This window comes from Streptomyces sp. NPDC103540, from assembly GCF_055584445.1.
On the sequence record NZ_JBVJMA010000001.1, the window covers coordinates 114966 to 138398 of the forward strand.

18 protein-coding genes and 1 tRNA gene are annotated in these 23433 nt (G+C 70.9%); 11 read left to right on the forward strand and 8 right to left on the reverse strand.

Going from position 1 to position 23433, the window contains the following annotated elements:
• Positions 1 to 195 precede the first annotated feature (195 nt).
• From ACZ6ZI_RS00505 to ACZ6ZI_RS00540, 8 genes are all read left to right on the forward strand, one after another.
• Complete coding sequence (locus ACZ6ZI_RS00505; protein WP_469515737.1) at positions 196 to 2466, forward strand: FdhF/YdeP family oxidoreductase; 2271 nt, start codon at positions 196 to 198, stop codon at positions 2464 to 2466.
• A 54-nt stretch (positions 2467 to 2520) separates the two neighbouring features.
• The gene (locus ACZ6ZI_RS00510; RefSeq protein ID WP_469513932.1) at positions 2521 to 3021 is read left to right on the forward strand and encodes a PaaI family thioesterase; all 501 of its coding nucleotides are present in this window, start codon (positions 2521 to 2523) and stop codon (positions 3019 to 3021) included.
• Positions 3022 to 3242: 221 nt separating this feature from the next.
• Positions 3243 to 3653, forward strand: coding sequence for a hypothetical protein (locus tag ACZ6ZI_RS00515; RefSeq protein ID WP_469513935.1), 411 nt, complete (start codon positions 3243 to 3245; stop codon positions 3651 to 3653).
• A 542-nt stretch (positions 3654 to 4195) separates the two neighbouring features.
• The gene (locus ACZ6ZI_RS00520) at positions 4196 to 5431 is read left to right on the forward strand and encodes a branched-chain amino acid ABC transporter substrate-binding protein (protein WP_363055765.1); all 1236 of its coding nucleotides are present in this window, start codon (positions 4196 to 4198) and stop codon (positions 5429 to 5431) included.
• A gap of 113 nt (positions 5432 to 5544) precedes the next feature.
• A complete protein-coding gene (locus ACZ6ZI_RS00525) occupies positions 5545 to 6477 on the forward strand; it encodes a branched-chain amino acid ABC transporter permease (protein ID WP_363055766.1) in 933 nt (310 codons plus the stop codon).
• Between the two features lie 5 nt (positions 6478 to 6482).
• Positions 6483 to 8198: a branched-chain amino acid ABC transporter permease gene (locus tag ACZ6ZI_RS00530; RefSeq protein WP_469513940.1), complete on the forward strand. Its 1716-nt coding sequence runs from the start codon at positions 6483 to 6485 to the stop codon at positions 8196 to 8198.
• Between the two features lie 5 nt (positions 8199 to 8203).
• Positions 8204 to 9175, forward strand: coding sequence for an ABC transporter ATP-binding protein (locus tag ACZ6ZI_RS00535; RefSeq protein ID WP_469513943.1), 972 nt, complete (start codon positions 8204 to 8206; stop codon positions 9173 to 9175).
• On the forward strand, positions 9172 to 9888 hold the full coding sequence (locus ACZ6ZI_RS00540) for an ABC transporter ATP-binding protein (RefSeq protein ID WP_363055769.1): 717 nt from the start codon (positions 9172 to 9174) through the stop codon (positions 9886 to 9888). Before ACZ6ZI_RS00535 ends, ACZ6ZI_RS00540 begins: the two co-directional genes overlap by 4 nt.
• Before the next feature lie 69 nt (positions 9889 to 9957).
• On the opposite strand, the gene ACZ6ZI_RS00545 is transcribed toward ACZ6ZI_RS00540, so the two are convergent.
• Complete coding sequence (locus ACZ6ZI_RS00545) at positions 9958 to 10614, reverse strand: ANTAR domain-containing response regulator (RefSeq protein WP_363055770.1); 657 nt, start codon at positions 10612 to 10614, stop codon at positions 9958 to 9960.
• A gap of 98 nt (positions 10615 to 10712) precedes the next feature.
• On the opposite strand from ACZ6ZI_RS00545, the gene ACZ6ZI_RS00550 reads away from it, so the two are divergent.
• Together ACZ6ZI_RS00550 and ACZ6ZI_RS00555 are read left to right on the forward strand one after the other, a co-directional pair.
• A tRNA-Leu gene (locus ACZ6ZI_RS00550) sits at positions 10713 to 10787 on the forward strand.
• A gap of 110 nt (positions 10788 to 10897) precedes the next feature.
• Positions 10898 to 11644, forward strand: a complete 747-nt coding sequence (locus tag ACZ6ZI_RS00555; RefSeq protein WP_469513947.1) for a transcriptional regulator — start codon at positions 10898 to 10900, stop codon at positions 11642 to 11644.
• Here ACZ6ZI_RS00555 and ACZ6ZI_RS00560 read toward each other — a convergent pair whose 3' ends face one another.
• The 3 genes from ACZ6ZI_RS00560 to ACZ6ZI_RS00570 all read right to left on the reverse strand — a co-directional run bounded on the left by ACZ6ZI_RS00560 (position 11645) and on the right by ACZ6ZI_RS00570 (position 14455).
• Positions 11645 to 12103 carry a MarR family transcriptional regulator gene (locus tag ACZ6ZI_RS00560; RefSeq protein WP_469513949.1) on the reverse strand — a complete coding sequence of 153 codons (459 nt, stop codon included), beginning with the start codon at positions 12101 to 12103 and terminating at the stop codon, positions 11645 to 11647.
• 84 nt (positions 12104 to 12187) lie between these two features.
• The gene (gene pyk, locus ACZ6ZI_RS00565) at positions 12188 to 13615 is read right to left on the reverse strand and encodes a pyruvate kinase (RefSeq protein WP_469513952.1); all 1428 of its coding nucleotides are present in this window, start codon (positions 13613 to 13615) and stop codon (positions 12188 to 12190) included.
• 135 nt (positions 13616 to 13750) lie between these two features.
• On the reverse strand, positions 13751 to 14455 hold the full coding sequence (locus ACZ6ZI_RS00570) for an SIMPL domain-containing protein (protein ID WP_469513955.1): 705 nt from the start codon (positions 14453 to 14455) through the stop codon (positions 13751 to 13753).
• A gap of 152 nt (positions 14456 to 14607) precedes the next feature.
• On the opposite strand from ACZ6ZI_RS00570, the gene ACZ6ZI_RS00575 reads away from it, so the two are divergent.
• Entirely contained in the window at positions 14608 to 16392 is a 1785-nt protein-coding gene (locus ACZ6ZI_RS00575) for a bifunctional metallophosphatase/5'-nucleotidase (protein WP_469513958.1), read from the forward strand.
• 134 nt (positions 16393 to 16526) lie between these two features.
• Here the strand turns inward: ACZ6ZI_RS00575 and ACZ6ZI_RS00580 are convergent, their stop codons facing one another.
• From ACZ6ZI_RS00580 to pepN, 4 genes are all read right to left on the reverse strand, one after another.
• Positions 16527 to 17162: a GNAT family N-acetyltransferase gene (locus tag ACZ6ZI_RS00580; protein WP_469513961.1), complete on the reverse strand. Its 636-nt coding sequence runs from the start codon at positions 17160 to 17162 to the stop codon at positions 16527 to 16529.
• A 70-nt stretch (positions 17163 to 17232) separates the two neighbouring features.
• Positions 17233 to 18642: a lysine N(6)-hydroxylase/L-ornithine N(5)-oxygenase family protein gene (locus ACZ6ZI_RS00585; RefSeq protein ID WP_469513964.1), complete on the reverse strand. Its 1410-nt coding sequence runs from the start codon at positions 18640 to 18642 to the stop codon at positions 17233 to 17235.
• Positions 18639 to 20027 (reverse strand): pyridoxal phosphate-dependent decarboxylase family protein, encoded by a 1389-nt coding sequence (locus ACZ6ZI_RS00590; protein WP_469513966.1) that lies wholly within the window; start codon positions 20025 to 20027, stop codon positions 18639 to 18641. The genes ACZ6ZI_RS00585 and ACZ6ZI_RS00590 overlap by 4 nt, the downstream gene beginning before the upstream one ends.
• An 808-nt stretch (positions 20028 to 20835) precedes the next feature.
• On the reverse strand, positions 20836 to 23361 hold the full coding sequence (gene pepN, locus ACZ6ZI_RS00595; RefSeq protein ID WP_469513968.1) for an aminopeptidase N: 2526 nt from the start codon (positions 23359 to 23361) through the stop codon (positions 20836 to 20838).
• Positions 23362 to 23433: the final 72 nt, after the last annotated feature.

Here is a 23433-nt window from a genome sequence, read left to right on the forward strand (position 1 = left end):
GCCCGCCCGCCCCCGAAGCCCGTGCGCCCACCTCCCGCCACCAGGGGCGCGTCCGCCCCACCGGCCGCCCCCGGCGCACCCTGCCCGGACTCCGGGGAGCCCCGGACCGCCCTCCCGCGTTCCCGACCTCCGTGAAAGGATCGAAGGATGCGGCAGCACGTGCTGCCTCCGTACGTACGCTCGAAGGGGAGCGCCATGGCGACGAAGCCGCCCGTAGGTGATCCGGTGCAGGACGCTCCGCAGGTCACCCCGCCGAAGCACGCGGCCGCGGGCCTCCCGGCGATCGGCCACACCCTGAAGATCGCGCAGGCGCAGATGGGCCTGGCCCGCACCGCCCGCACCCTCCTCAAGGTCAACCAGAAGGACGGCTTCGACTGCCCCGGCTGCGCCTGGCCCGAGGGCGACGAGCGGCACGCGGCGGAATTCTGCGAGAACGGCGCCAAGGCCGTCGCCGAGGAGGCGACGCTGCGCCGCGTCACCCCCGCCTTCTTCGCCGCGCACCCCCTGGCCGACCTCGCCGAGCGCTCCGGCTACTGGCTCGGCCAGCAGGGCCGCGTCACCGAGCCCCTCTACCTCCCCGAGGGCGGCGACCGCTACGAGGCGATCGGCTGGGACCGCGCCTTCGAGGTGATCGCCGAGGAGCTGCGCGCCCTCGACTCCCCCGACGAGGCCCTCTTCTACACCTCGGGCCGCACGAGCAACGAGGCCGCGTTCCTCTTCCAACTGTTCGCCCGCGAGTTCGGCACGAACAACCTGCCCGACTGCTCCAACATGTGCCACGAGTCCTCCGGCTCGGCCCTCGGCGAGACCATCGGCATCGGCAAGGGCAGCGTCTCCCTGGAGGACCTGCACCAGGCCGAACTGATCATCGTCGCCGGCCAGAACCCGGGCACCAACCACCCCCGCATGCTCTCCGCGCTGGAGAAGGCCAAGGAGTCCGGCGCGCGGATCATCTCGGTCAACCCGCTGCCCGAGGCCGGCATGGAGCGGTTCAAGAACCCGCAGACCCCCCTCGGCATGCTGCGCGGCACCGCCCTGAACGACCTCTTCCTCCAGATCCGCATCGGCGGCGACCAGGCCCTCTTCCGCCTCCTCAACAAGCTCGTCATAGAGACGGACGGCGCCACCGACGAGGCCTTCATCCGCGAGCACACCCACGGCTACGAGGACCTCGTCGCCGCCGCCCGGGACACCGACTGGGACGAGACCCTCCAGGCCACCGGCCTGACCCGGCCCGAGATCGAGGCCGCGCTCGCCATGGTCCTCGCCTCGAAGCGCACCATCGTCTGCTGGGCCATGGGCCTGACCCAGCACAAGCACTCCGTCGCCACCATCCGCGAGGTCGTCAACCTCCTCCTGCTGCGCGGCGACATCGGCCGTCCCGGCTCCGGCGTCTGCCCCGTCCGCGGCCACTCCAACGTCCAGGGCGACCGCACCATGGGGATCTTCGAACGCCCCGCGCCCGCCTTCCTCGACGCCCTCGACAAGGAATTCGGCATCACCTCGCCGCGCGGCCACGGCTACGACGTGGTCCGCTCCATCGAGGCCCTGCGCGACGGCCGCGCCAAGGTCCTGTTCGCCATGGGCGGCAACTTCGTCGGCGCCACCCCCGACACCACCGTCACCGAGGCCGCGATCCGCCGCGCCCGCCTCACCGTGCACGTCTCCACCAAGCTCAACCGCTCCCACGCGGTCACCGGCCGGCGCGCCCTGATCCTGCCCACCCTGGGCCGCACCGACAAGGACGTACAGGCCTCCGGCCGGCAGTTCGTCACCGTCGAGGACTCCATGGGCATGGTCCACGCCTCCCGCGGCAACCTCGCCCCCGCCTCCCCGCACCTGCTCTCCGAACCCGCGATCGTCGCCCGCATGGCCCGCGCCGTGCTCGGCGAGGCCTCCGCGACCCCGTGGGAGGAGTTCGAGAAGGACTACGCCGCCATCCGCGACCGGATCTCCCGCGTGGTCCCCGGCTTCGAGGACTTCAACGCCCGCGCGGCCCGCCCCGAGGGGTTCCGCCTGCCCCACGCCCCGCGCGACGAGCGGCGCTTCCCGACCCGGACCGGCAAGGCCAACTTCACCGCCGCCCCCGTCGAATACCCGCGGGTGCCCGCCGGCCGGCTGCTCCTCCAGACCCTGCGCAGCCACGACCAGTACAACACCACGATCTACGGCCTCGACGACCGCTACCGGGGCATCACCGGCGGCCGCCGCGTCGTCATGGTCAACCCCGAGGACGCGGCCGAGCTCGGCCTGGCCGACGGCTCCTACACCGACCTCGTGGGCGAGTGGAAGGACGGCGTGGAGCGGCGCGCCCCGGGCTTCCGCGTCGTGCACTACCCCACCGCGCGCGGCTGCGCCGCCGCCTACTACCCGGAGACCAACGTGCTCGTGCCGCTGGACTCCACCGCCGACGTCAGCAACACCCCCGCGAGCAAGTCCGTCGTCGTCCGCTTCGAACCGGCCTGATAGAACGACCCCAGGACAAGATGGTTAACGAACGTTGACGAACGGAGCCGGCCCATGGGCGAGCGCCACGCTGTGAAGTTCCCGCAGGAAGTCCTCGACGAGTACACGGCCCTGGGCATCGACCTGCCCGCGCTGTTCTCGGCGGGCGACCTCGGCGAGCGGATGGAGATCCGCATCCTGGAGGCCTCCGCCGAGCGGATCGTCGGCACCATGCCGGTCAAGGGCAACACCCAGCCCTACGGTCTGCTGCACGGCGGCGCCTCCGCCGTGCTGGCCGAAACCCTCGGGTCGGTCGGCGCCATGATGCACGGCGGCATCGGCAAGGTGGCGGTCGGCGTCGACCTCAACTGCACCCACCACCGGGGCGCCCGCACCGGCATCGTGACCGGGGTGGCCACCCCCGTCCACCGGGGCCGCTCCACCACCACCTACGAGATCGTGATCTCCGACGACCAGGACCGGCGCGTGTGCACCGCCCGCCTGACCTGCCTGCTGCGCGAGGTGGACCCGACCGCCTCCGGCGCGGCGGTGGCGCCGCAAAACCCCTCCGCCTGACCCCGCACCCCCCGGGAAGCCCCGTACGGCGCCCCACGGGCCCGGTCCCACGCCACCCGGCGCGGGACCGGGCCCGCGCCGCGCCCCCGCCCGCATCGGCCCGCGCCGCACCCCCACGCGCACCGGTGCACACCGGCCCCCGACCGCCCGGAATCCGCCAGTCCTGCCGGAACCGGCCCGCGACGGTTGTGTCACCGAAGGTGACCGCCTACCGTCCACCCATGGGGACCAAGCCACCCACCTCGGTCCGGTACCGCCGCGCGATGCTGCTCGCGGCGCTCGCCCTCGCCGGCTGCTCCCCACCCGAAGCAGCCGCCCCGCCCGCCCCACCTGCCTCGACGACCTCGGCGGCCTCCCCCTCCTCCCCGGCGCAGATCTGCACGAGCCTCGTGTCCTACTGGGCCAAGGAGACGCTCAAGGGCAGCAAGTGGGCCGGTCTGGACTGGGAACAGAAGGGCCTGTCCAACGATCAGTACGCGATCCACGAGGAAGCCGTGGCCGCGGGCCGGGCGGAGGAACGAACTGCCGGTCAGGACAGGGCACTTGAGCTGATCGACCGCCTCGTGGCCCAACGCTGCGCGGAGCGCGACGGCGCCACGTGGAGCTCGGAGAACTGGAAGCCGCCGACGTGACGCGGGTCACCGGAATCCCGAGCGCGCTGTCCGCCTTCCGGGCACACCCCCCGCACGGACGAACCGCAGGTCGGCGGCGTCGCGCGAAGTGGACGGCGAGCGACCGCCCCGCGACCCGACCCACCCCTTCGTCACGCAGCGTAGCGCCCACGCCGTACTGAATCCCCCCTTTCCCCCCACGGAATGCGACCCCCCGGATTCTTTCGGATACTCCCAGCCACATTCGACCGAAATTGATCAGAGACAGGAGCATGAGGCCCTCAAGCCCCTTAGAGGAACAGGGAATTCTCACGATGTGGTCATTCACAGGAGTCGAATAACGCCCGATCTGTCCGCACTCCCGCCACACATTCTTGCCCTTGGCATAACAAGAGCGTCACATCCTCCTTTCCCGGCTCCCCGCATTCGCCAACTCGGCCCTAGAGTCACGGCCAGTCACCGCGCCGCATGGCGCGACTCAGCACGGCCGTGGACCTCCCAGTGCGGCCCGGCGACCCAACGGCACCTCGACAGAGGCAGCCGCGCCAGGGAAAGGAAGAATCGTGCGACACCGTTCTTTGCTCGTTCTCACCACCGTGATCACCACGGGAGCACTGACCCTCACTGCCTGCGGTTCGCGCGATGAAGGCGGTTCCAAGGACAACTCGGGCGGCAAGAAGACCGTCGTCGTCATCGGCGTCGACGCCCCGCTCACCGGCTCGCTCTCCGCGCTCGGCCAGGGCATCAAGAACTCGGTCGACCTCGCGGCCAAGACCGCCAACAAGAAGAACGAGGTCCCCGGGATCGAGTTCCAGGTCGAGGCCCTCGACGACCAGGCCGTCCCCGCCTCCGGTCAGGCCAACGCCACCAAGCTCGTCGGCAACAAGGACGTCCTCGGCGTCGTCGGCCCGCTGAACTCCGGCGTCGCCCAGCAGATGCAGGGCGTCTTCGCCTCGGCGAACCTGGCGCAGGTCTCCCCCGCCAACACCAACCCGGCGCTCAGCCAGGGCGACAACTGGGGCAAGGGCGAGTACAAGCGCCCCTTCAAGACCTACTTCCGCACCGCCGCCACCGACGTGGTCCAGGGCAAGTTCGCCGCCCAGTACCTCTTCAAGGACGCCGGCAAGAAGAAGGTCTTCGTCGTCGACGACAAGCAGACCTACGGCGCCGGCCTCGCCGCGATCTTCTCCGACGAGTTCAAGAAGCTCGGCGGCGAGGTCGTCGGCACCGACCACGTCACCGTGAAGGAGACCGACTTCTCCTCCACCGCCGACAAGGTCAAGTCCTCCGGCGCCGACTCCGTCTACTTCGGCGGCCAGTACCCCGAGGGCGGCCTCCTCGCCGACCAGATCAAGAAGACCGGCGCCCAGATCCCGCTCATGGGCGGCGACGGCATCCAGGACCCCGCCTTCATCTCCGCCTCCGGCGAGGCCAACGAGGGCGACCTCTCGACCTCCATCGGCTACCCGGTCGAGAAGCTCCCCACCGCCAAGACCTTCATCGCCGACTACCAGGCCGGCGGCTACAAGGACCCGTACGCGGCCTACGGCGGCTACTCCTACGACGCCGGCTGGGCCGTCATCCAGGCCGTCAAGGCCGTCGTCTCCGCCAACGGCGGCAAGCTCCCCACCGACGCCCGCGCCAAGGTCGTCGAGGCCCTCGGCAAGGTCTCCTTCGAAGGCGTGACCGGCAAGGTCGCCTTCGACGAGAACGGCGACACCACCAACAAGCAGCTCACGGTCTACAAGGTCGAGGGCGGCAAGTGGATCGACGTCAAGAGCGACACGTTCAACCAGTAATCCCCTAGCACCACCCCGCACCACCCGCCACACCAGACCCACACCACCGCGCGAGGGCGCAAACAGCGCCCTCGCGCGGAGTCTTATCCGACACGCTCATCGGAGGCCCTGCGGTGCACGAACTGCCGCAACAGCTGGCCAACGGCCTGGCCCTCGGTGCCCTTTATGGCCTCATCGCCATCGGGTACACCATGGTCTACGGCATCGTCCAGCTCATCAACTTCGCCCACGGCGAGATCTTCATGATCGGCGGATTCGGGGCGCTCACCGCCTACGCCGCCCTCCCGACCGGCACCTCCCTGCTGATCGCGATACCCATCATGATCATCGGAGGTGCCCTCACCTCCGTCCTCGTCGCCACGGCAGCCGAACGCTTCGCGTACCGTCCCCTGCGCAGCGCTCCCCGGCTCGCACCCCTCATCACCGCAATCGGCCTCTCGATCGCGCTGCAGCAGCTCGTCTGGCAGTTCTACCCGGACGCCAAGAAGGCCGTCAGCTTCCCCGAGTTCAAGGGCGAGGCCTTCAAGCTCACCGACAGCCTCTCCATCCAGCGAGCCGACGCCTTCGTCCTCGTCCTGGCCCCGCTCTGCATGCTCGCCCTCGGCGTCTTCGTCTCCAAGAGCCGCAGCGGCCGCGCCATGCAGGCCACCGCCCAGGACCCCGACACCGCCAAGCTCATGGGCATCAACACCGACCGCATCATCGTCATGGCCTTCGCCATCGGTGCCGCGTTCGCCGCCGTCGCCGCCGTCGCCTACGGCCTCGACAAGGGCCAGATCAACTTCGAGATGGGCTTCATCCTCGGCCTCAAGGCATTCACCGCGGCCGTCCTCGGCGGCATCGGCAACATCTACGGAGCCATGGTCGGCGGCGTCGTCCTCGGCCTCGCCGAGGCCCTCTCGATCGCCTACATCGAAGAGATCCCCGGCATGCAGCAGCTCGGCGGTGGAGCCTGGTCCAACGTCTGGGCGTTCGTACTCCTCATCGTCGTCCTCCTCGTGCGGCCCCAAGGCCTGCTCGGCGAGCGCGTCGCGGATCGGGCGTGAGAACCATGACCAACACCACCCCCCAGACCGCCGCGGTCAAGCAGGCATCCCCCTCCGTCCTGCTCTACACCGTCATCGCCGGCAGCCTGCTGACCATCGTCAGCACCTTCCTCGCCTGGACCTGGACCGCCGACTTCCCCGGCGACCTCACCTACTACGGCGACCCGGCCCCCATCCAGCTCCTCAGCCTCGTCGGCGCCCTCCTCACCGCCGCCCACGCGCTCTCCGCGCTCGGCGTCAAGGGCCTGCGCTGGCTGACCCCCACCGGCGCCCGCAAGCCCGTGTGGATCCTCTCCCTCGGCACCCTCGCCGGCACCTGGTTCACCGTCATCGCCATCGCGGTCGTCCTCGGCGGGTTCGCCCACCTGGAACCCGGCGCCTACGTCGCCCTCGTCGGCTCGCTCGTCCCGGCCCTCGCCGCGTACAAGCTCCCCGACGACAGCCGCAAGGCCGCCCCCGCCGGAAAGCTGCCCTCCTGGGCGGAGATCCTCGTCATCGCCGCGTCGTTCGCCGCCGGCCTGTACGTGATCACCTTCGGCATCGACACCGATGACAAGGAGCCGCAGCTCTTCGTCACCTACCTGATCATCGTCGGCTTCGCGGCCTTCGCCCTGCTCAAGTCCGGCCTCTTCGACCGACTCGGCAGCCTCACCGCGAAGTACCGCCAGGTCACCCTCATCTCCACCGCCGCCGCGGCCATCGCCTTCCCCTTCATCCAGCAGAGCGGCGACACCTACACCCTCATCGCGGTCAACATCCTGATCTTCGCGACCGTCGCCCTCGGCCTCAACGTCGTCGTCGGCCTCGCCGGCCTCCTCGACCTCGGCTACGTCGCCTTCCTCGGCGTCGGCGCCTACGCCGCGGCCCTGGTCTCCGGAAGCACCGCATCCGCCTTCGGCATCCACCTCCCCTTCTGGGCGGCGGTCATCGTCGGAGCCCTCGCCTCGCTCATCTTCGGCGTGGTCATCGGAGCCCCGACCCTGCGCCTGCGCGGCGACTACCTCGCCATCGTGACCCTCGGCTTCGGAGAGATCTTCCGCATCGCCATGGGCAACCTCGACGGCACCTCCGGCCCCGACATCACCAACGGCCCCAACGGCATCCCCAACATCCCCCACCTCGAACTCTTCGGGTGGAACTTCGGGGAATCCCACGACGTCGGCGGCATCGTCCTCGGCGCCTACGCCAACTACTACTTCCTGATGCTGCTCGTCATGGCACTGGTCGTCGTGGTCTTCGCCCGAGCCGGCAGCAGCCGCATCGGACGCGCCTGGGTCGCCATCCGCGAGGACGAGACCGCCGCCGAGGCCATGGGCATCAACGGCTTCAAGGTCAAGCTCATCGCCTTCGCCCTCGGCGCCACCCTCGCCGGCCTCGCCGGCACCGTCCAGGCCCACGTCAACAGCACGGTCGTCCCCGAGAACTACGTCTTCGCCGGGCCCGTCCCGCCGAACTCCGCGTTCCTCCTCGCCGCCGTCATCCTCGGCGGCATGGGCACCATCCGCGGCCCCATCCTCGGCGCCGCACTGCTCTTCCTGATCCCCGCGAAGCTGGCCTTCCTCCAGGACTACCAGCTCCTCGCGTTCGGCATCGCCCTCATCCTGCTCATGCGCTTCCGCCCCGAGGGCCTCATCGCCAACAAGCGGGCGCAGCTCGAGTTCCACGACGACACCGCTGACCAGGCCCCCAAGGACCTGGCCACCGCCAAGGCGGGGGCGTGAACAACATGACCACCACAGACACCACCACGAAGGCCACCGTCCTCGAAGCCAGCGGCGTCACCATGCGCTTCGGCGGCCTCACCGCCGTCAAGAACGTGGACCTCAAGGTCAACGCGGGCGAGATCGTCGGCCTCATCGGCCCCAACGGCGCCGGCAAGACCACCTTCTTCAACTGCCTCACCGGGCTGTACATCCCCACCGAGGGAACCGTCAGCTACAAGGGCACCGTCCTGCCGCCCAAGCCCCACCGCGTCACCGAGGCAGGCGTCGCCCGCACCTTCCAGAACATCCGGCTCTTCCACAACATGACCGTGCTGGAGAACGTCCTCGTCGGACGCCACACCCGCACCAAGGAAGGCCTCTGGTCCGCCCTCCTGCGCGGCCCCGGCTTCAAGAAGGCCGAAGCCGCCAGCGAAGCGCGCGCCATGGAACTCCTCGAGTTCATCGGCCTCCAGCACAAGGCCGAGCACCTCGCGAAGAACCTCCCCTACGGCGAACAGCGCAAGCTCGAAATCGCCCGCGCCCTCGCCAGCGACCCCGGCCTCATCCTCCTCGACGAGCCGACCGCCGGCATGAACCCGCAGGAAACCCGCGCCGCCGAGGAACTCATCTTCGCGATCCGCGACATGGGCATCGCCGTCCTCGTCATCGAGCACGACATGCGCTTCATCTTCAACCTGTGCGACCGCGTCGCCTGCCTCGTCCAGGGCGAGAAGCTCATCGAGGGCACCGCCGCGGAGGTCCAGGGCGACGAGCGCGTCATCGCCGCCTACCTCGGCACCCCCTTCGAAGGCGCCCCCGGCGCCGAGGAGGCCGCCGAGGTCGAAGCCGCCGAGGCCCACGCCGAAGCCGACGCGAACGCGGAAGCGGAAGCCGACGCCGACGCCACCCCCGCATCGGACTCCGACGCGGACAGCACCACCAGCACCACCAGCACCACCAGCACCACCAGCACCACGGAAGGAGAGGCCAAGTGACCGCACTACTCAAGGTCGAAGACCTCAAGGTCGCCTACGGCAAGATCGAAGCCGTCAAGGGCATCTCCTTCGAAGTCAACGAAGGCGAGATCGTCTGCCTCGTCGGCACCAACGGCGCCGGCAAGACCACCACCCTGCGCACCCTCTCCGGGCTCCTCAAGCCCACCGCGGGCAGCATCACCTTCGACGGTCAGCCCCTGGCCGGCATCCCCGCCCACAAGATCGTCTCCATGAAGCTGGCCCACTCCCCCGAGGGACGCCACATCTTCCCCCGGCTGACGATCGCCGAGAACCTCCAGCTCGGCGCCTTCCTCCGCAGCGACAAGGAAGGCATCGAGAAGGACATCCAGCGCGCCTACGACCTCTTCCCCATCCTGGGAGAGCGCCGCAAGCAGGCCGCCGGCACCCTCTCGGGCGGCGAACAGCAGATGCTCGCCATGGGCCGCGCCCTGATGTGCCAGCCCAAGCTGCTCATGCTGGACGAGCCCTCCATGGGCCTCTCCCCGCTGATGATGCAGAAGATCATGTCGACGATCACCGAACTCAAGTCGACCGGCATGACCATCCTGCTCGTCGAGCAGAACGCCCAGGCCGCCCTCTCCCTCGCCGACCAGGCGCACGTCATGGAGATCGGCAAGATCGTGCTCTCCGGCACCGGCCAGGAACTCCTCCACAACGAGGACGTCCGCAAGGCCTACCTCGGCGAGGACTGACCCACCCGCACGACACGAAAGGGCCCGTCTCCCCTCGGGGGGAGACGGGCCCTTTCGTGCGCCGTCCGACTACTGGCCCTTGGCCGCGTTCTTCTTCTCCTCGGCGTCCTCGATGACCGCCTCGGCGACCTGCTGCATCGACATGCGCCGGTCCATCGACGTCTTCTGGATCCACCGGAACGCCGCCGGCTCCGTCAGCCCGTACTGCGTCTGGAGGATGCTCTTCGCCCGGTCGACCAGCTTGCGCGTCTCCAGCCGCAGCGAGAGGTCCGCGACCTCCTTCTCCAACGCCCGCAGCTCCGCGAACCGCGACACCGCCATCTCGATGGCCGGCACCACGTCGCTCTTGCTGAACGGCTTCACGAGGTACGCCATGGCCCCCGCGTCACGGGCCCGCTCGACGAGGTCGCGCTGCGAGAAGGCGGTCAGCATCAGCACGGGCGCGATGGACTCCTCCGCGATCTTCTCCGCGGCGGAGATCCCGTCCAGGACGGGCATCTTCACGTCGAGGATCACCAGATCGGGCCGGTGCTCGCGCGCGAGCTCCACGGCCGTCTGCCCGTCCCCGGCCTCCCCGACGACGGAGTACCCCTCCTCTTCGAGCATCTCCTTGAGGTCGAGACGGATGAGCGCCTCGTCCTCGGCGATGACGACCCGCGTCGTCAGCGGCGGAACGTGCGACTGGTCGGCGTCGGGCGTGGGCGTCGACTCGTGCTCGGCGGTCACGGATGGCTCCTCGATACGGGGCATTACTGCTCCCCCGAGCCTACCTAGCTGCGGTAAGGTGGTGGCACACAGGGCTCCCCTGAGCCTTCGTTTCTTAGGCCCCAGTACTCCAACTGGTCAGAGAGGCCGCTCTCAAACAGCGGACAGTGTGGGTTCGAATCCCACCTGGGGCACTTTGCTTGGATTCCATGGTCACCCGATTACCGCGTGGCCATCACTCTTTCCAGTGACGCTCCACCCAAATGCACCACACGCGAAATTTCCGCACCCCAGCGTCGATCCCATGTACGACATGGCCACGCGTGTTCGCGTTCTGGAGTTGCTCGCCGGCGGGCGGAGCATGAACTCCGTCAGCAAGGAGACCGGGATATCCCGGGCCGCCATCCGTGCCTGGCGGGTGCGGGTGGAGCCGCTGCCCCGGCTCAACCAGGTCGCGCCGTGCGGGGTGCCTGACGACAAGGGCGCCTACGCGTACCTCCTGGGCCTCTATCTCGGCGACGGGTGCATCAGCCAGCACCCCCGGGGCGGGCACCATCTGCGGATCGTCTGTGCGGACGCGTGGCCCGGGCTCATCGAGCGGTGTCGAACCGCGATCAAGGCCGTCCGGCCCCAGGACAGCGTCTATCTGTTGCGGAAGCAGGGCTGCGTCGCCGTCACCAGCTACGGGCGGCACTGGACGTGCCTGTTCCCGCAGCACGGACCCGGCAAGAAGCACGACCGGCGGATCGTCCTCGAAGACTGGCAACAGGAGATCGTCGACGCGCACCCCTGGGAGTTCGTCCGGGGCCTGATCCACTCCGACGGGTGTCGGATCACCAACTGGACCGTGCGGAACGGGAAGCGCTACGAGTACCCCCGCTACTTCTTCACCAACAAGTCCGACGACATCCGCCGGCTGTGCACCGACACCCTCACCAAAGTCGGCGTCCAATGGACCGTCCTCGCACGCGGCAACGACCCCTTCAACGTCTCCGTCGCCCGCAAGGCGTCCGTGGCCCTCATGGACGCGCACATCGGGCCGAAGTACTGACTACGGGAGGTCGCCGGAGCCGCCGAGGTTGGCGACCATGCGGCGCAGGACGTCGATGGTGGCGGCGTATTCGGCGGTGTCGATGCCGGCCCGCACGCGGGCGTGGATCTTGGCGATGCGGGCGCGGGAACGGGCTCGGGCGGCTTCGCCGGCGGGGGTGAGGGTCAGGGTGCCGTCGGTTTCGGTGGTCCAGCCGCGGTCGGCGTGGTCGTCGTGGACGGCGTCGAAGTCGGTGTCCTGGTCGTCGTAGGGGGCGAGCTTCGCGGTGAGGGCGGCGCGGGTCCAGGTGCCGGGGCCGGCGGCGACGTGGTTGAGGATCCACCAGTGGGGCTGGGTGAGTTGTTCCTCGCCGAGGGCGGCGCGGATGGCGCCGATGGAGAGCTTGGCGGTCTCGCGGCTCCAGTAGCCGATGGGCTGGGCGGCGAGGCGGTCCTGGGAGTACGTCGTGGTCGTCGTCATGGGTGTGACGGTAGGACCTGGACTTTGGTTGAGGTCAAGACCGCGTCGGGCGGGTTCGGCCCGACGCGGGGGCGGGGGGGCGGGTCAGCGGACGGGGTCGCCGATGTGGTGGATGCGGACGAGGTTGGTCTTGCCGCTGACGCCGGGGGGCGAGCCGGCGGTGATGACGACGATGTCGCCGGGGACGCAGCGGCCGATGCGCAGGAGTTCCTCCTCGACCTGGCCGACCATGGCGTCGGTGGAGTCGACGTGGGGGCCGAGGAAGGTTTCGACGCCCCAGGTGAGGTTGAGTTGGGAGCGGGTGGCGGGGTCGGGGGTGAAGGCGAGGAGGGGGATGGGTGAGCGGTAGCGGGACAGTCGGCGGACGGTGTCGCCGCTCTGGGTGAAGGCGACGAGGAACTTGGCGCCGAGGAAGTCGCCCATTTCGGCGGCGGCCCGTGCGACGGCTCCGCCCTGGGTGCGGGGCTTGTTGCGTTCGGTGAGCGGGGGCAGGCCCTTGGCGAGGATGTCCTCTTCGGCGGCTTCGACGATGCGGGCCATGGTGCGGACGGTTTCGACGGGGTATTTGCCGACGCTGGTCTCGCCGCTGAGCATGACGGCGTCGGTGCCGTCGATGACGGCGTTGGCGACGTCGGAGGCTTCGGCGCGGGTGGGGCGGGAGTTCTCGATCATCGAGTCGAGCATTTGGGTGGCGACGATGACGGGTTTGGCGTTGCGCTTGGCGAGTTTGATGGCGCGCTTTTGGACGATGGGGACTTGTTCGAGGGGCATTTCGACGCCGAGGTCTCCGCGGGCGACCATGATGCCGTCGAAGGCGGCGACGATGTCGTCGATGTTGTCGACGGCCTGGGGCTTTTCGATCTTGGCGATGACGGGGAGGCGGCGGCCTTCCTCGTCCATGACGCGGTGGACGTCCTCGATGTCGCGGCCGGTGCGGACGAAGGAGAGGGCGATGACGTCGGCGCCGGTGCGCAGGGCCCAGCGGAGGTCTTCGATGTCCTTGTCGGAGAGGGCGGGGACGGAGACGGCGACGCCGGGGAGGTTGAGTCCCTTGTGGTCGGAGACCATGCCGCCTTCGATGACGCGGGTGTGGACGCGGGGGCCGTCGACGGCGGTGACTTCGAGGGTGACGCGGCCGTCGTCGACGAGGATGCGTTCGCCGGTGGTGACGTCGGCGGCGAGGCCGGGGTAGGTGGTGCCGCAGGTGTGGCGGTCGCCCTGGTGGTGTTCGGTGGTGATGGTGAACTCGTCGCCGCGTTCAAGGAGTACGGGGCCTTCGTGGAAGCGGCCGAGTCGGATCTTCGGGCCTTGAAGGTCTGCGAGGATGCCGACGCTGCGGCCGGTCTCGTCGGATGCCTTGCGTACGCGCTGGTAGCGCTCCTCGTGTTCGGCGTAGGTGCCGTGGCTGAGGTTGAATCGGGCGATGTCCATTCCGGCTTCGACCAGTGCTTTGATCTGGTCGTATGAGTCGGTGGCGGGGCCCAGGGTACATACGATTTTTGCTCGGCGCATGGGGCGAGGGTATGCCCCTACCAGACAGTAGGAAATTGGTTCCCGGTGTCCACTCAACAACCTTTATGCGAAAGGTTGTTGACATATGTTGAATGTGCGTGGGGGTGCTCCGATGAGCACCCCCGGGTGGGTGGTTCAGAGCCGGGGCGGGGTCATCGTGAAGCGGGCGTTGACCTGGGCGTGGACGGTCTGTCGTTGGGGTTCGAGGTCGAGGGGCGGGGCGCCGGCTTCCTCGGTGTCGCCGTAGGCCATCGCGCGGAACGTGCCGGCGGGGGCGGACATGGCGACGGGGGCGGCGTTCTCCGCCCCGAGGTCGGCGAGTTCGACGAGGGCGGCGAGGTCGGCGCCGAGGGCCCGGGCGTATTCGCGGGCGCGTTGGACGGCTTCGAGGACGGCTTGGCGGCGGGCTTCGCCGTGGGCGGGCGAGGTGGGGCGCAGGGCCCACCAGGGGCCGTCGACCTGGGTGAGTTCGAGGTCGGCGAGGCGGGTGGTGAGTTCTCCGAGGGTGGTGAAGTCGGCGATCTCGGCGGTGAGGTGGACGCGGCCGTGGTAGGCGCGGACGCGTTCGCCGCGGCCGTGGCGGGTGAGTTCGGGGGTGATGGAGAAGGTGCCGGTTTCGAGTTTTTCGACGGGGTCGCCGTAGCTCTTGACGAGGTCGAGGACGGCGTTGTTTCGGCGGGTGAGGTCTTCGAGGGCGGTGCGGCGGTCGGTGCCGCGTGCGGTGACGGTGATGCCGATGCGGGCGATCTCGGGGTCGACTTCGATGTGGGCTTCGCCGCGGACGGCGACGCGGGGCACTTCGGGGGTTCCGTAGGGCTGGTGCGTGGTGTCCTGGGTCATGGTTTCACTCTCGCACTGTCGCCCGTTCGGGTGTGGTCATCGGATCGAAACCTGACGGGGGTGTTGCGCCTTGTTACTGGTGGGTCAGAATCTACGCGCGTTGTTCACGCTTCGTAACACGCCTCACTACACGCCTCACAAGGGGAGATGGCATGGCGTTCGACCGTAGGACTTTCATGGGGGCTTCGGCCGCGACGGGTGCGGCCGTGGCCCTGGCGGGGGCCACGAGCACCCCGGCGGCGGCGCACGGGGGGCCGCGTACGTACGCGTTCACCGTGATGGGGACGACCGATCTGCACGGGAACGTCTTCAACTGGGACTACTTCACGGACAAGGAGTTCGACGACAAGGCGCACAACGACGTGGGTCTGGCGAAGATCTCGACGCTGGTGAACCAGGTGCGGGCCGAGAAGGGGCGGCGCAACACGCTGCTGATCGATGCCGGTGACACCATTCAGGGCACGCAGTTGTCGTACTACTACGCGAAGGTGGATCCGATCACGGCGCGGCGTGGTCCGGTTCATCCGATGGCGCAGGCGATGAACGCGATCGGGTACGACGCGGCGGCGCTGGGGAACCACGAGTTCAACTACGGGATCCCGGTGCTGCGCAAGTTCGAGGAGCAGTGTGATTTCCCGCTGCTGGGGGCGAACGCGTTGGACGCGAAGACGCTGCGGCCGGCGTTCGCGCCGTACAGCATGCACCGGCTGCGCACGCCGCACGGTCGGGACGTGAAGGTGGCGGTGCTGGGTCTGACGAATCCGGGGATCGCGCTGTGGGACAAGGCGAACGTGCAGGGGAAGATGACGTTCCCGGGGCTGGAGGAGCAGGCGGCGAAGTACGTGCCGCGGCTTCGGTCGATGGGCGCGGACGTGGTGATCGTGTCGGCGCACTCGGGTTCGAGCGGTACGTCCTCGTACGGTGACCAGTTGCCGCACGTCGAGAACGCGGCGGCGTTGGTGGCCGAGCAGGTGCCGGGGATCGACGCGATCCTGGTGGGGCACGCGCACACGGAGATCCCGGAGTACCGGGTGAAGAACCGGGCGACGGGCAAGGACGTGGTCCTGTCGGAGCCGTTGAAGTGGGGGCAGCGGTTGACGCTGTTCGACTTCGAGCTGTCGTGGGAGCGGGGCCGCTGGTCGGTGGCGAAGGTCGCGGCGCGGGTGGTGAACTCGAACACGGTGGCCGAGGACCCGAAGATCACGCGGTTGCTGTCGGACGAGCACCGCAAGGTGGTGGCGTACGTGAACCAGGTGATCGGTACGTCGACGCGGGCGATGTCCTCGGCGGAGGGTCCGGTGAAGGACGTGCCGATCATCGATCTGATCAACCACGTGCAGGCGGAGACGGTGAAGGCGGCGCTGGCGGGTACGGAGTGGGCGGCGCTGCCGGTGTTGTCGCAGGCGTCGTGTTTCTCGCGGACGGCGGCGATACCGGCGGGGAAGGTGACGATCCGGGACGCGGCGGGGTTGTACCCGTTCGAGAACACGCTGGAGGCGCGGCTGCTGACGGGTGCGCAGCTGAAGGACTACCTGGAGTACTCGGCGCGGTACTACGTGCGGACGGCGGCGGGTGAGGTGGTGGATCCGGCGAAGCTGACGAATTCCGAGGGCGTGCCGGACTACAACTACGACGCGGTGTACGGGCTGACGTACGACGTGGACATCGCGCGGCCGGTGGGTTCGCGGATCGTGGGGTTGTCCTTCGGGGGGAAGGCGGTGGAGCCGGAGGCCCGGTTCGTGTTCGCGGTGAACAACTACCGGGCTTCGGGCGGGGGCAACTTCCCGCACGTTCCGCAGGCGCGGCAGTTGTGGGCGGATTCGGACGAGATCCGCAACACGATCATCCAGTGGGTGAAGGCGGAGGGGACGGTGGATCCGGCGCGGTTCGCCTCGGTGGACTGGCGGCTGACGCGGGACGGGGTGCCGGTCTTCTAGGGGCCGCCGGTCTTCCGAGGGCCGGTGCTCGCCGGGTCGGTGCTCGCCGGGTCGGTGCTCGCGGGGTCGGGGTGCGCGGGGTCGGTGGTCGCGGGGTCGGGGTGCGCGGTGGCGGGCCCCGGCCCCGCGTCGGTTCAGGGGCCGGCGGGTCGGTGGACGAAGCCGGTGAGGGGGGCGAGGACCTTCCAGTCGAGGGTTTCGTAGAGGGCCCGTCCTTGGAGGGTGGCGCCCAGGATGCCGGTGGTGGCGCCCTGGTCGAGGGCGGCGCGGGTGAGGGTGGCCATCACGACGGTTCCGAGGCCGCGGCGTTGGTGGTTCTCCTCGGTGATGATCTGGTCGAAGACGCAGGCTCCGGCGGCGAGGCCGACCTGGCCGCGGGCGGCGGGTCGTCCGTCGGCGGTCAGGAGGCGCGCGGTGATGAGGTCGGGGGTGGCCTCGATCATGGCGGTGTACCCGTCGGGTGTGCGTACGGGGGACGGCGGGCGCAGGTCGACGGCCATCAGGAAGCCGGGTTCGGTGGGTTGCCAGTGGGGCGGGAACCACGGTCGCATGCGGTCCGGGGCGAGGAACCCCTTGATCCAGGTGGCGGGTTCGGTGGTCGCGTCGATGAGGGCGCGGGCGGTGTCGGGGGCGGTGTCGAGCAGGACGTGACGGACGGTCTGGGTCGGCAGTCCGACCCGGACGGTCAGGCCCCACGGTGTGTCGACCGGTTCGGGTGTGCTCCGTGAGGCGCTCCATCCGTGGACCCACGAGCGTGCGATCTCCCACATGCGGACACCCCTCCGAGCGGTGACGGTAATGACCCCTGTCCGAAGTCGGATGTTACACAGTCGACAGGCCCTAGGGGTGTTCGACGAGGGGCAGGAGTTCGACGGCGGGGTGGGGGCGGGTGTGTTCGCGCTGTTCGAGGCCGAAGGTGGTGAAGGCGGTGCGCAGGGGTTGGGGGTAGGGCTCCTTGCCGGTGAGGGTGTTGAGGATGGCGGCGCTGCGCCAGGCGGCGAGGCCGAGGTCGGGGGCGCCGATGCCGTGGGTGTGGCGTTCGCCGTTCTGGACGAAGACGGTTCCGGTGACGGAGGGGTCGAGGACCATCCGGTAGCGGTCGTCGACGCGGGGGCGGCCGGAGGAGTCCTTGCGGATGTAGGGGTCGAGGCCCGCGAGGAGGCTGGTGAGGGGGCGTTCGCGGTAGCCGGTGGCGAGGATGACGGCGTCGGTGGTGAGGCGGGATCGGGTGCCCTGTTGGGCGTGTTCGAGGTGGAGCTCGATCTTGGTGGTGGCCACGCGGCCGGCGGTGCGGACGGTGACGCCGGGGGTGAGGACGGCGTCGGGCCAGCCGCCGTCGAGGGTGCGGCGGTAGAGCTCCTCGTGGATGGCGGCGAGGGTGGCGGTGTCGATGCCCTTGTGGAGTTGCCACTGGGTGGGGACGAGGCGGTCGCGGACGGGCTCGGGGAGGGCGTGGAAGTAGCGGGTGTAGTCGGGGGTGAAGTGTTCGAGGCCGAGCTTGGAGTACTCCATGGGGGCGAAGGCGGGGGTGCGGGCGAGCCAGCTGAGGCCTTCGCGGCCGGTGGGGCGGGCGCGCAGGAGGTCGAGGAAGACCTCCGCGCCCGATTGTCCGGAGCCGATGACGGTGACGTGGTCGGCGGCGAGGACGCGTTGGCGGTTGTCGAGGTAGTCGGCGGAGTGGATGACGGGGACGGTCGGGGCGTCGGCGAGGGGGCGCAGGGGTTCGGGGACGTAGGGGGCGGTGCCGACGCCGAGGACGAGGTTGCGGGTGTGGGTGCGGCCGAGGGCCTCGACTTCGCCGTCGGTGTCGAGTCGGGTGTAGTCGACTTCGAAGAGGTCGCGTTCGGGGTTCCAGCGGACGGCGTCGACCTGGTGGCCGAAGTGGAGGTCGGGGAGCCGGCCGGAGACCCAGCGGCAGTAGGCGTCGTACTCGGCGCGTTGGATGTGGAACCGCTCGGCGAAGTAGAAGGGGAAGAGGCGTTCCCTGTGCTTGAGGTAGCTGAGGAAGGTCCAGGGGCTGGCGGGGTCGGCGAGGGTGACGAGGTCGGCGAGGAAGGGGACCTGGAGGGCGGCTCCGTCGATGAGGAGTCCGGGGTGCCAGCGGAAGTCGCGGCGCTGGTCGAAGAAGACGGTGGCGAGGGGGTCGACTCCCTGGCGGGGCAGGCCGTGGGCGAGGGCGGCCAGGGAGAGGTTGAAGGGGCCGATGCCGATTCCGACGAGGTCGTGGGGCGTATCGAGGTGCGCGGTCATCGGTGGGTTCTGCCTTCCAGGAGGGTGACGAGGGTGTCCAGGTCCCGCGGGGTGGTGTGGGGGTTGAGGAGGGTGGCCTTGAGCCAGAGGCGGCCGTCCGCGGTGGCGCGGCCGAGGACGGCGGTGCCGTCGTGGAGGAGGGTGCGGCGCAGGGCGGCGAGGTGGGTGTCGTCCGCGGGGGTGGGGCGGAAGAGGACCGTGGTGAGGGTGGGGTGCGCGTGGAGCTCGAAGCGGGGGTGTGCGTCGAGGAGTTCGGCGAGCCGGTGGGCTGCGGCGCAGGTGAGGTCGACGAGGTGGGCGAGGCCGTCGCGGCCGAGTGAGCGCAGGGTGACGGCGATCTTGAAGGCGTCGGGTCGGCGGGTGGTGCGCAGGGAGCGGCCGAGGAGGTCGGGGAGGCCGGCTTCGGTGTCGTCGTCGGCGTTGAGGTAGTCGGCCTGGTGGGCCAGGGGGGCCAGGCGGCTGGTGTCGGGGACGGCGAGGAGGCCGGCGGCGACGGGTTGCCAGCCGAGTTTGTGCAGGTCGGCGGTGATGCTCACGGCGCGGTCGATGCCGGTGAGGGCGGCGCGGCGGTGGGGGTGGAGGGCGAGGAGGCCCCCGTAGGCGGCGTCGACGTGGAGGGTGGCGCGGTGGCGGGCGCAGACGTCGGCGAGGGCGTCGAGGGGGTCGATGAGGCCCGCGTCGGTGGTGCCGGCGGTGGCGGTGACGAGGGCGGGTCCGGGGATGCGGGCGAGGGCCTCGTCGAGGACGGCGGGGTCGAGGGTGCCGGTGGGGGTGGGGAGGGCGGTGGCGGGGGGCAGGCCGAGGAGCCAGGCGGCGCGGGGGATCGAGTGGTGGGCGTTGGCTCCGTGGAGGACGGCGAGGTGGGGGCCGTGGTGTTCGCGGGCGAGGAGGACGGCGAGTTGGTTGGCCTCGGTGCCGCCGGTGGTGAGGACGGCGTCGGCGCGGGGGGTGCCGTAGAACTCGGCGGCGAGGGTGCGGGTGAGGAGGGCCTCGACGGTGGAGGCGGCGGGGGCCTGGTCCCAGGAGTCGAGGGAGGGGTTGAGGGCGGTGGCGGCGAGGTCGGCGGCGGCCGCGACGGCGAGGGGCGGGCAGTGCAGGTGGGCCGCGCACAGGGGGTGGGCGGGATCGGCGGCGCCTGCGGCGAGGGTGTGGACGAGGGTGCGCAGGGCTTCGTGGTCTCCGGTGCCCCGGTCGGGGAGTACGTCGCCCAGTGCGGCGGTGACGCGGGCGGTGACGGCGTCGGGGCCGCCGGCGGGGAGGGGGCCGCCGCGTTCCTCGGCTCCGGTGCGCAGGGCCGTCAGGACGGTGTCGAGGAGGGGGCGCAGGGCGTCGGCGCCGGTCCGGCCGCCTCCGGCGAGGGGTGGCGGGGTTGCGGGCGCTGTCATGCGGGGTCCTTCGGGGGCGGGCCGGGCGCGGCGGGGGTGCGGTGGGGTGCGGCTGCGCGCGGTGGAGGCCTGGGCCGGGCGGGACACCCGGGCGGTACAACGATCCGACCCGAATGGGGTAACCGCCGGGGTGTGTCGGGCGTCGGTTTCCGGACGCGCGGCGGGTGCGGGGCGGGGCGGGACGTCGGCCCGGCGGGTGGGGGCCCGGGGGCGCGAAGGCGCGGGTGGCCGCCGGTGGGCGGGTTCCGCGGGGCCCCGGCGCGCCCCCGGTCGGCGACTCCCCCGCCCCGCCGCCCGATGGCCGGATCCGAGATCCGCCGGGCGGCCCGCGGCGCCGGGCGGCGGGGCGGGACCGGGACCCGAGGTGCGGGCCCGGTCGCGGGGCGGGGTACCCGGGAGGGCCGGCGTCAGGACCGGGCCTGCCACGCCGGGCCCGGGGCACGGGCCTGGACGCCGCCGCGCCCGACGTCGGCCCGCCCGACGTGCGGAGCCTGAGGTCGGGGCCCGGAAGCCTGGAACACGGGGGCGGAGCCGGAGGCACGCAGCCGTGAGGCCGGGCCGGGGCCGTGAGGCCGGGGCCGTGAGGCCGGGGCCGTGAGGCCGGGGCCGTGAGGCCGGGGCCCGGCCGGAACCGGGCCGGGGGCCGGGCCGGGCCGGGGGCCGGGCCCGGATGCCCGCCGGGCCCGGATGCCCGCCGGGGGCGGGCCGGAGAGCCCGGCCTGACGGCGCCGGGCCGGGCAGCCGGCCGGGGGCCGCGGCCCGGCACCCGGGCTCGGGGTGGGGCTTCGCGGGCGGCCCCGGCGCGGGGTTACGGGGTCGGCGCAGAGGTGCGGACGCGGAGGGCGCGGGCGAGGTCGTCGAGTTGGTCGACGAGCTTGCGGCGCAGGAGCGGGATGACGTCGGGGTCCTGGAGGCAGGTGTGGCCGGCCCGGAGGTTCTCCTCGTCGACGGCGTGGGCGGGGAAGGCCCAGCGGCCGGCGGCTTCGGCGATGGCGGGGCCGCGGCGGGTGCCGAGGGCGACGACGTCGGCGTAGTAGCGGGGCACGTAGTCCCGTACGAGTGCGGCCTGTTCGGGCTGCCAGAAGCCCTGGGCGGTGGCGCTGAAGAGGTAGTTGGACAGGCTGTCGTCGTGGAAGAGGCGGTTCCAGGCGGCGGCCTTGGCCTCGGGGGTGGGCAGGGCGGCGCGGCAGCGGGCGGCGCCTTCCTGGCCGGTGGCGCTGGGGTCGGCGGCGAGGGCGGCGTCGATGTCAGCCTCGTCGACGGCGCCGAGGACCGCGAGGCGGGCGAGGATGCGCCAGCTCAGCTCGGGGTCGAGTGCGGGGCCGCCGGGGACGGTGCCGTCGGCGAGCCAGGCGGCGATGGTGTCGGGGCGGGTGGCTCTGTCGATGAGGGAGCGTACGGCGGCGAGCCGCGTTCCGGGTTCGGTGCCGTCCTCGGTGCGGTCGAGCAGGGCGTGGCCGATGTCGGTGAGGGTGTCGAGGGCGGCGGTGCGGTCGGCGGGGTCGAGGAGGCGGTCGGCGATCTGGTTGCGGGCGAAGCCGAGGACGCCCTGGAGGATGGCGAGGTCGTACTCGTCGGGCAGGTGGGCTTCGGCGGTGGCGAGGTAGGAGGCGGGTTCGAGTTCGCCGTCGCGGACCATGTCGCGCAGGCAGCCCCAGACGACGGCGCGGGTGAGGGCGTCGGGGATGCGGGAGGTCTCGCGCAGGGCGGCTTCGAGGGAGGTGTCGTCGAGGCGGATCTTGGCGTAGCCGAGGTCGCCGTCGTTGAGGACGAGGAGGGCGGGGCGGAGTCCGCCGACGGAGAGGACCTCGTCGGTGGGGACGTCGAGGTCGAGGAGTTCGGTGCGTTCGAGGAAGCCGCCGGGGGTGCGGGTGTAGGCGCCGGCGGTGATGCGGTGGGGGCGGTGGCCCCGGCGGTCGACGGTGAGGGTCCAGCCGGCGGGGCCGTCCTGGACGCGGGGGGTGAGGGTGTCGATGCCGGTGGTGCGCAGCCAGGCGTCGGCCCAGGCGTGGACGTCGCGGTCGGTGTGCGCGGCGAGGGAGTCGACGAAGTCGGCGAGGGTGGCGTTGGCGAAGCGGTGGCGGGCGAAGTGGGTGTTGATGCCGGCGAGGAACTCCTTCTCGCCGAGCCAGGTGACGAGTTGGCGCAGGGCGGAGGCGCCCTTGGCGTAGGAGATGCCGTCGAAGTTGAGGAGGGCGGAGGCGGTGTCGGGGACGTCTTCGGGGGCGGGGGCGACGGGGTGGGTGGAGGGGCGCTGGTCGGCGTCGTAGCCCCAGGGCTTGCGGACCATGCCGAATTCGGTCCAGGTGCCGGTGAAGCGGGTGGCTTCGGTGAGGGTCTGGTAGCCCATGTACTCGGCGAAGGACTCGTTGAGCCAGATGTCGTCGAACCAGGCGAGGGTGACGAGGTCGCCGAACCACATGTGGGCCATCTCGTGGGCGATGACCATGGCGCGGCCCTGGCGTTCGGTGTCGGTGACGGCGGACCGGAAGACGAACTCGTCGCGGAAGGTGATCAGGCCCGGGTTCTCCATGGCGCCGGCGTTGAACTCGGGGACGAAGGCCTGGTCGTAGGAGTCGAAGGGGTAGGGCTCGGTGAACTTCTCGTGGTAGCGGTCGTAGCAGGCGGTGGTGACGGAGAGGATCTCGTCGGCGTCGGCGTCGAGGTGGGGGGCGAGGGAGCGGCGGCAGTGGATGCCGAAGGGCAGGCCGGCGTGTTCGGTGCGGATGCTGTGCCAGGGGCCGGCGGCGACGGCGGCGAGGTAGGTGGGGATGAGGGGGGTGGGTGCGGAGGTCCAGGTGCCGGCGGCGGGGCGGTCGGCGGCGGCGGGGCGTTCGCCGGTGCGGGTGGTGATGCCGTTGGCGAGGACGGTCCAGTGGGCGGGGGCGGTGACGGTGAACGCGAAGACGGCCTTCAGGTCGGGCTGGTCGAAGGCGGGGAAGACGCGCTGGACGTCGTCGAGGAACATCTGGGAGTAGACGTACGTCTCGCCGTCGGCGGGGTCGGTGAAGCGGTGCAGGCCCTCGCCGGTGCGGGAGTAGCGCATGCGGGCCTCGACGCGCAGCTCGTGGGGGCCTTCGGTGAGGCCGGTGAGGGGGAGGCGGTTGTCGGTGAGGGTGGTGGGGTCGAGGGGGTGTCCGTCGAGGGTGGCGGAGCTCAGTTCCTCGGGCTTCAGCTCGACGAAGGTGTCGCCGGCGGTGCGTGCGGTGAAGCGGATGAGGGTGGCGGAGTGGAAGGTCTCGTCGCCGGTGGTGAGGTCGAGGCTGACGTCGTAGTTCCGGACGTCGAGGAGCTGGGCTCGGGCGTGCGCTTCGGTGCGCGTCAGTGCGGACATGGGGCCATGCTGCCCGACGTGGGCGCCGGGGCCCCGGACACCCCCGGGGCGGCGCCCGGCGGGGGCCCGGCG

Bases quoted from the DNA above. Each gene is read 5' to 3' on its own strand.
- ACZ6ZI_RS00570 (WP_469513955.1), bottom strand. From the start codon at position 14,455: ATGACCCAGGACACCACGCACCAGCCCTACGGAACCCCCGAAGTGCCC.
- ACZ6ZI_RS00580 (WP_469513961.1), bottom strand. From the start codon at position 17,162: ATGTGGGAGATCGCACGCTCGTGGGTCCACGGATGGAGCGCCTCACGG.
- ACZ6ZI_RS00505 (WP_469515737.1), top strand. From the start codon at position 196: ATGGCGACGAAGCCGCCCGTAGGTGATCCGGTGCAGGACGCTCCGCAG.
- ACZ6ZI_RS00560 (WP_469513949.1), bottom strand. From the start codon at position 12,103: ATGACGACGACCACGACGTACTCCCAGGACCGCCTCGCCGCCCAGCCC.
- ACZ6ZI_RS00530 (WP_469513940.1), top strand. From the start codon at position 6,483: ATGACCAACACCACCCCCCAGACCGCCGCGGTCAAGCAGGCATCCCCC.
- ACZ6ZI_RS00585 (WP_469513964.1), bottom strand. From the start codon at position 18,642: ATGACCGCGCACCTCGATACGCCCCACGACCTCGTCGGAATCGGCATC.
- ACZ6ZI_RS00555 (WP_469513947.1), top strand. From the start codon at position 10,898: ATGTACGACATGGCCACGCGTGTTCGCGTTCTGGAGTTGCTCGCCGGC.
- ACZ6ZI_RS00575 (WP_469513958.1), top strand. From the start codon at position 14,608: ATGGCGTTCGACCGTAGGACTTTCATGGGGGCTTCGGCCGCGACGGGT.
- ACZ6ZI_RS00515 (WP_469513935.1), top strand. From the start codon at position 3,243: ATGGGGACCAAGCCACCCACCTCGGTCCGGTACCGCCGCGCGATGCTG.
- pyk (WP_469513952.1), bottom strand. From the start codon at position 13,615: ATGCGCCGAGCAAAAATCGTATGTACCCTGGGCCCCGCCACCGACTCA.
- ACZ6ZI_RS00535 (WP_469513943.1), top strand. From the start codon at position 8,204: ATGACCACCACAGACACCACCACGAAGGCCACCGTCCTCGAAGCCAGC.
- pepN (WP_469513968.1), bottom strand. From the start codon at position 23,361: ATGTCCGCACTGACGCGCACCGAAGCGCACGCCCGAGCCCAGCTCCTC.
- ACZ6ZI_RS00510 (WP_469513932.1), top strand. From the start codon at position 2,521: ATGGGCGAGCGCCACGCTGTGAAGTTCCCGCAGGAAGTCCTCGACGAG.
- ACZ6ZI_RS00590 (WP_469513966.1), bottom strand. From the start codon at position 20,027: ATGACAGCGCCCGCAACCCCGCCACCCCTCGCCGGAGGCGGCCGGACC.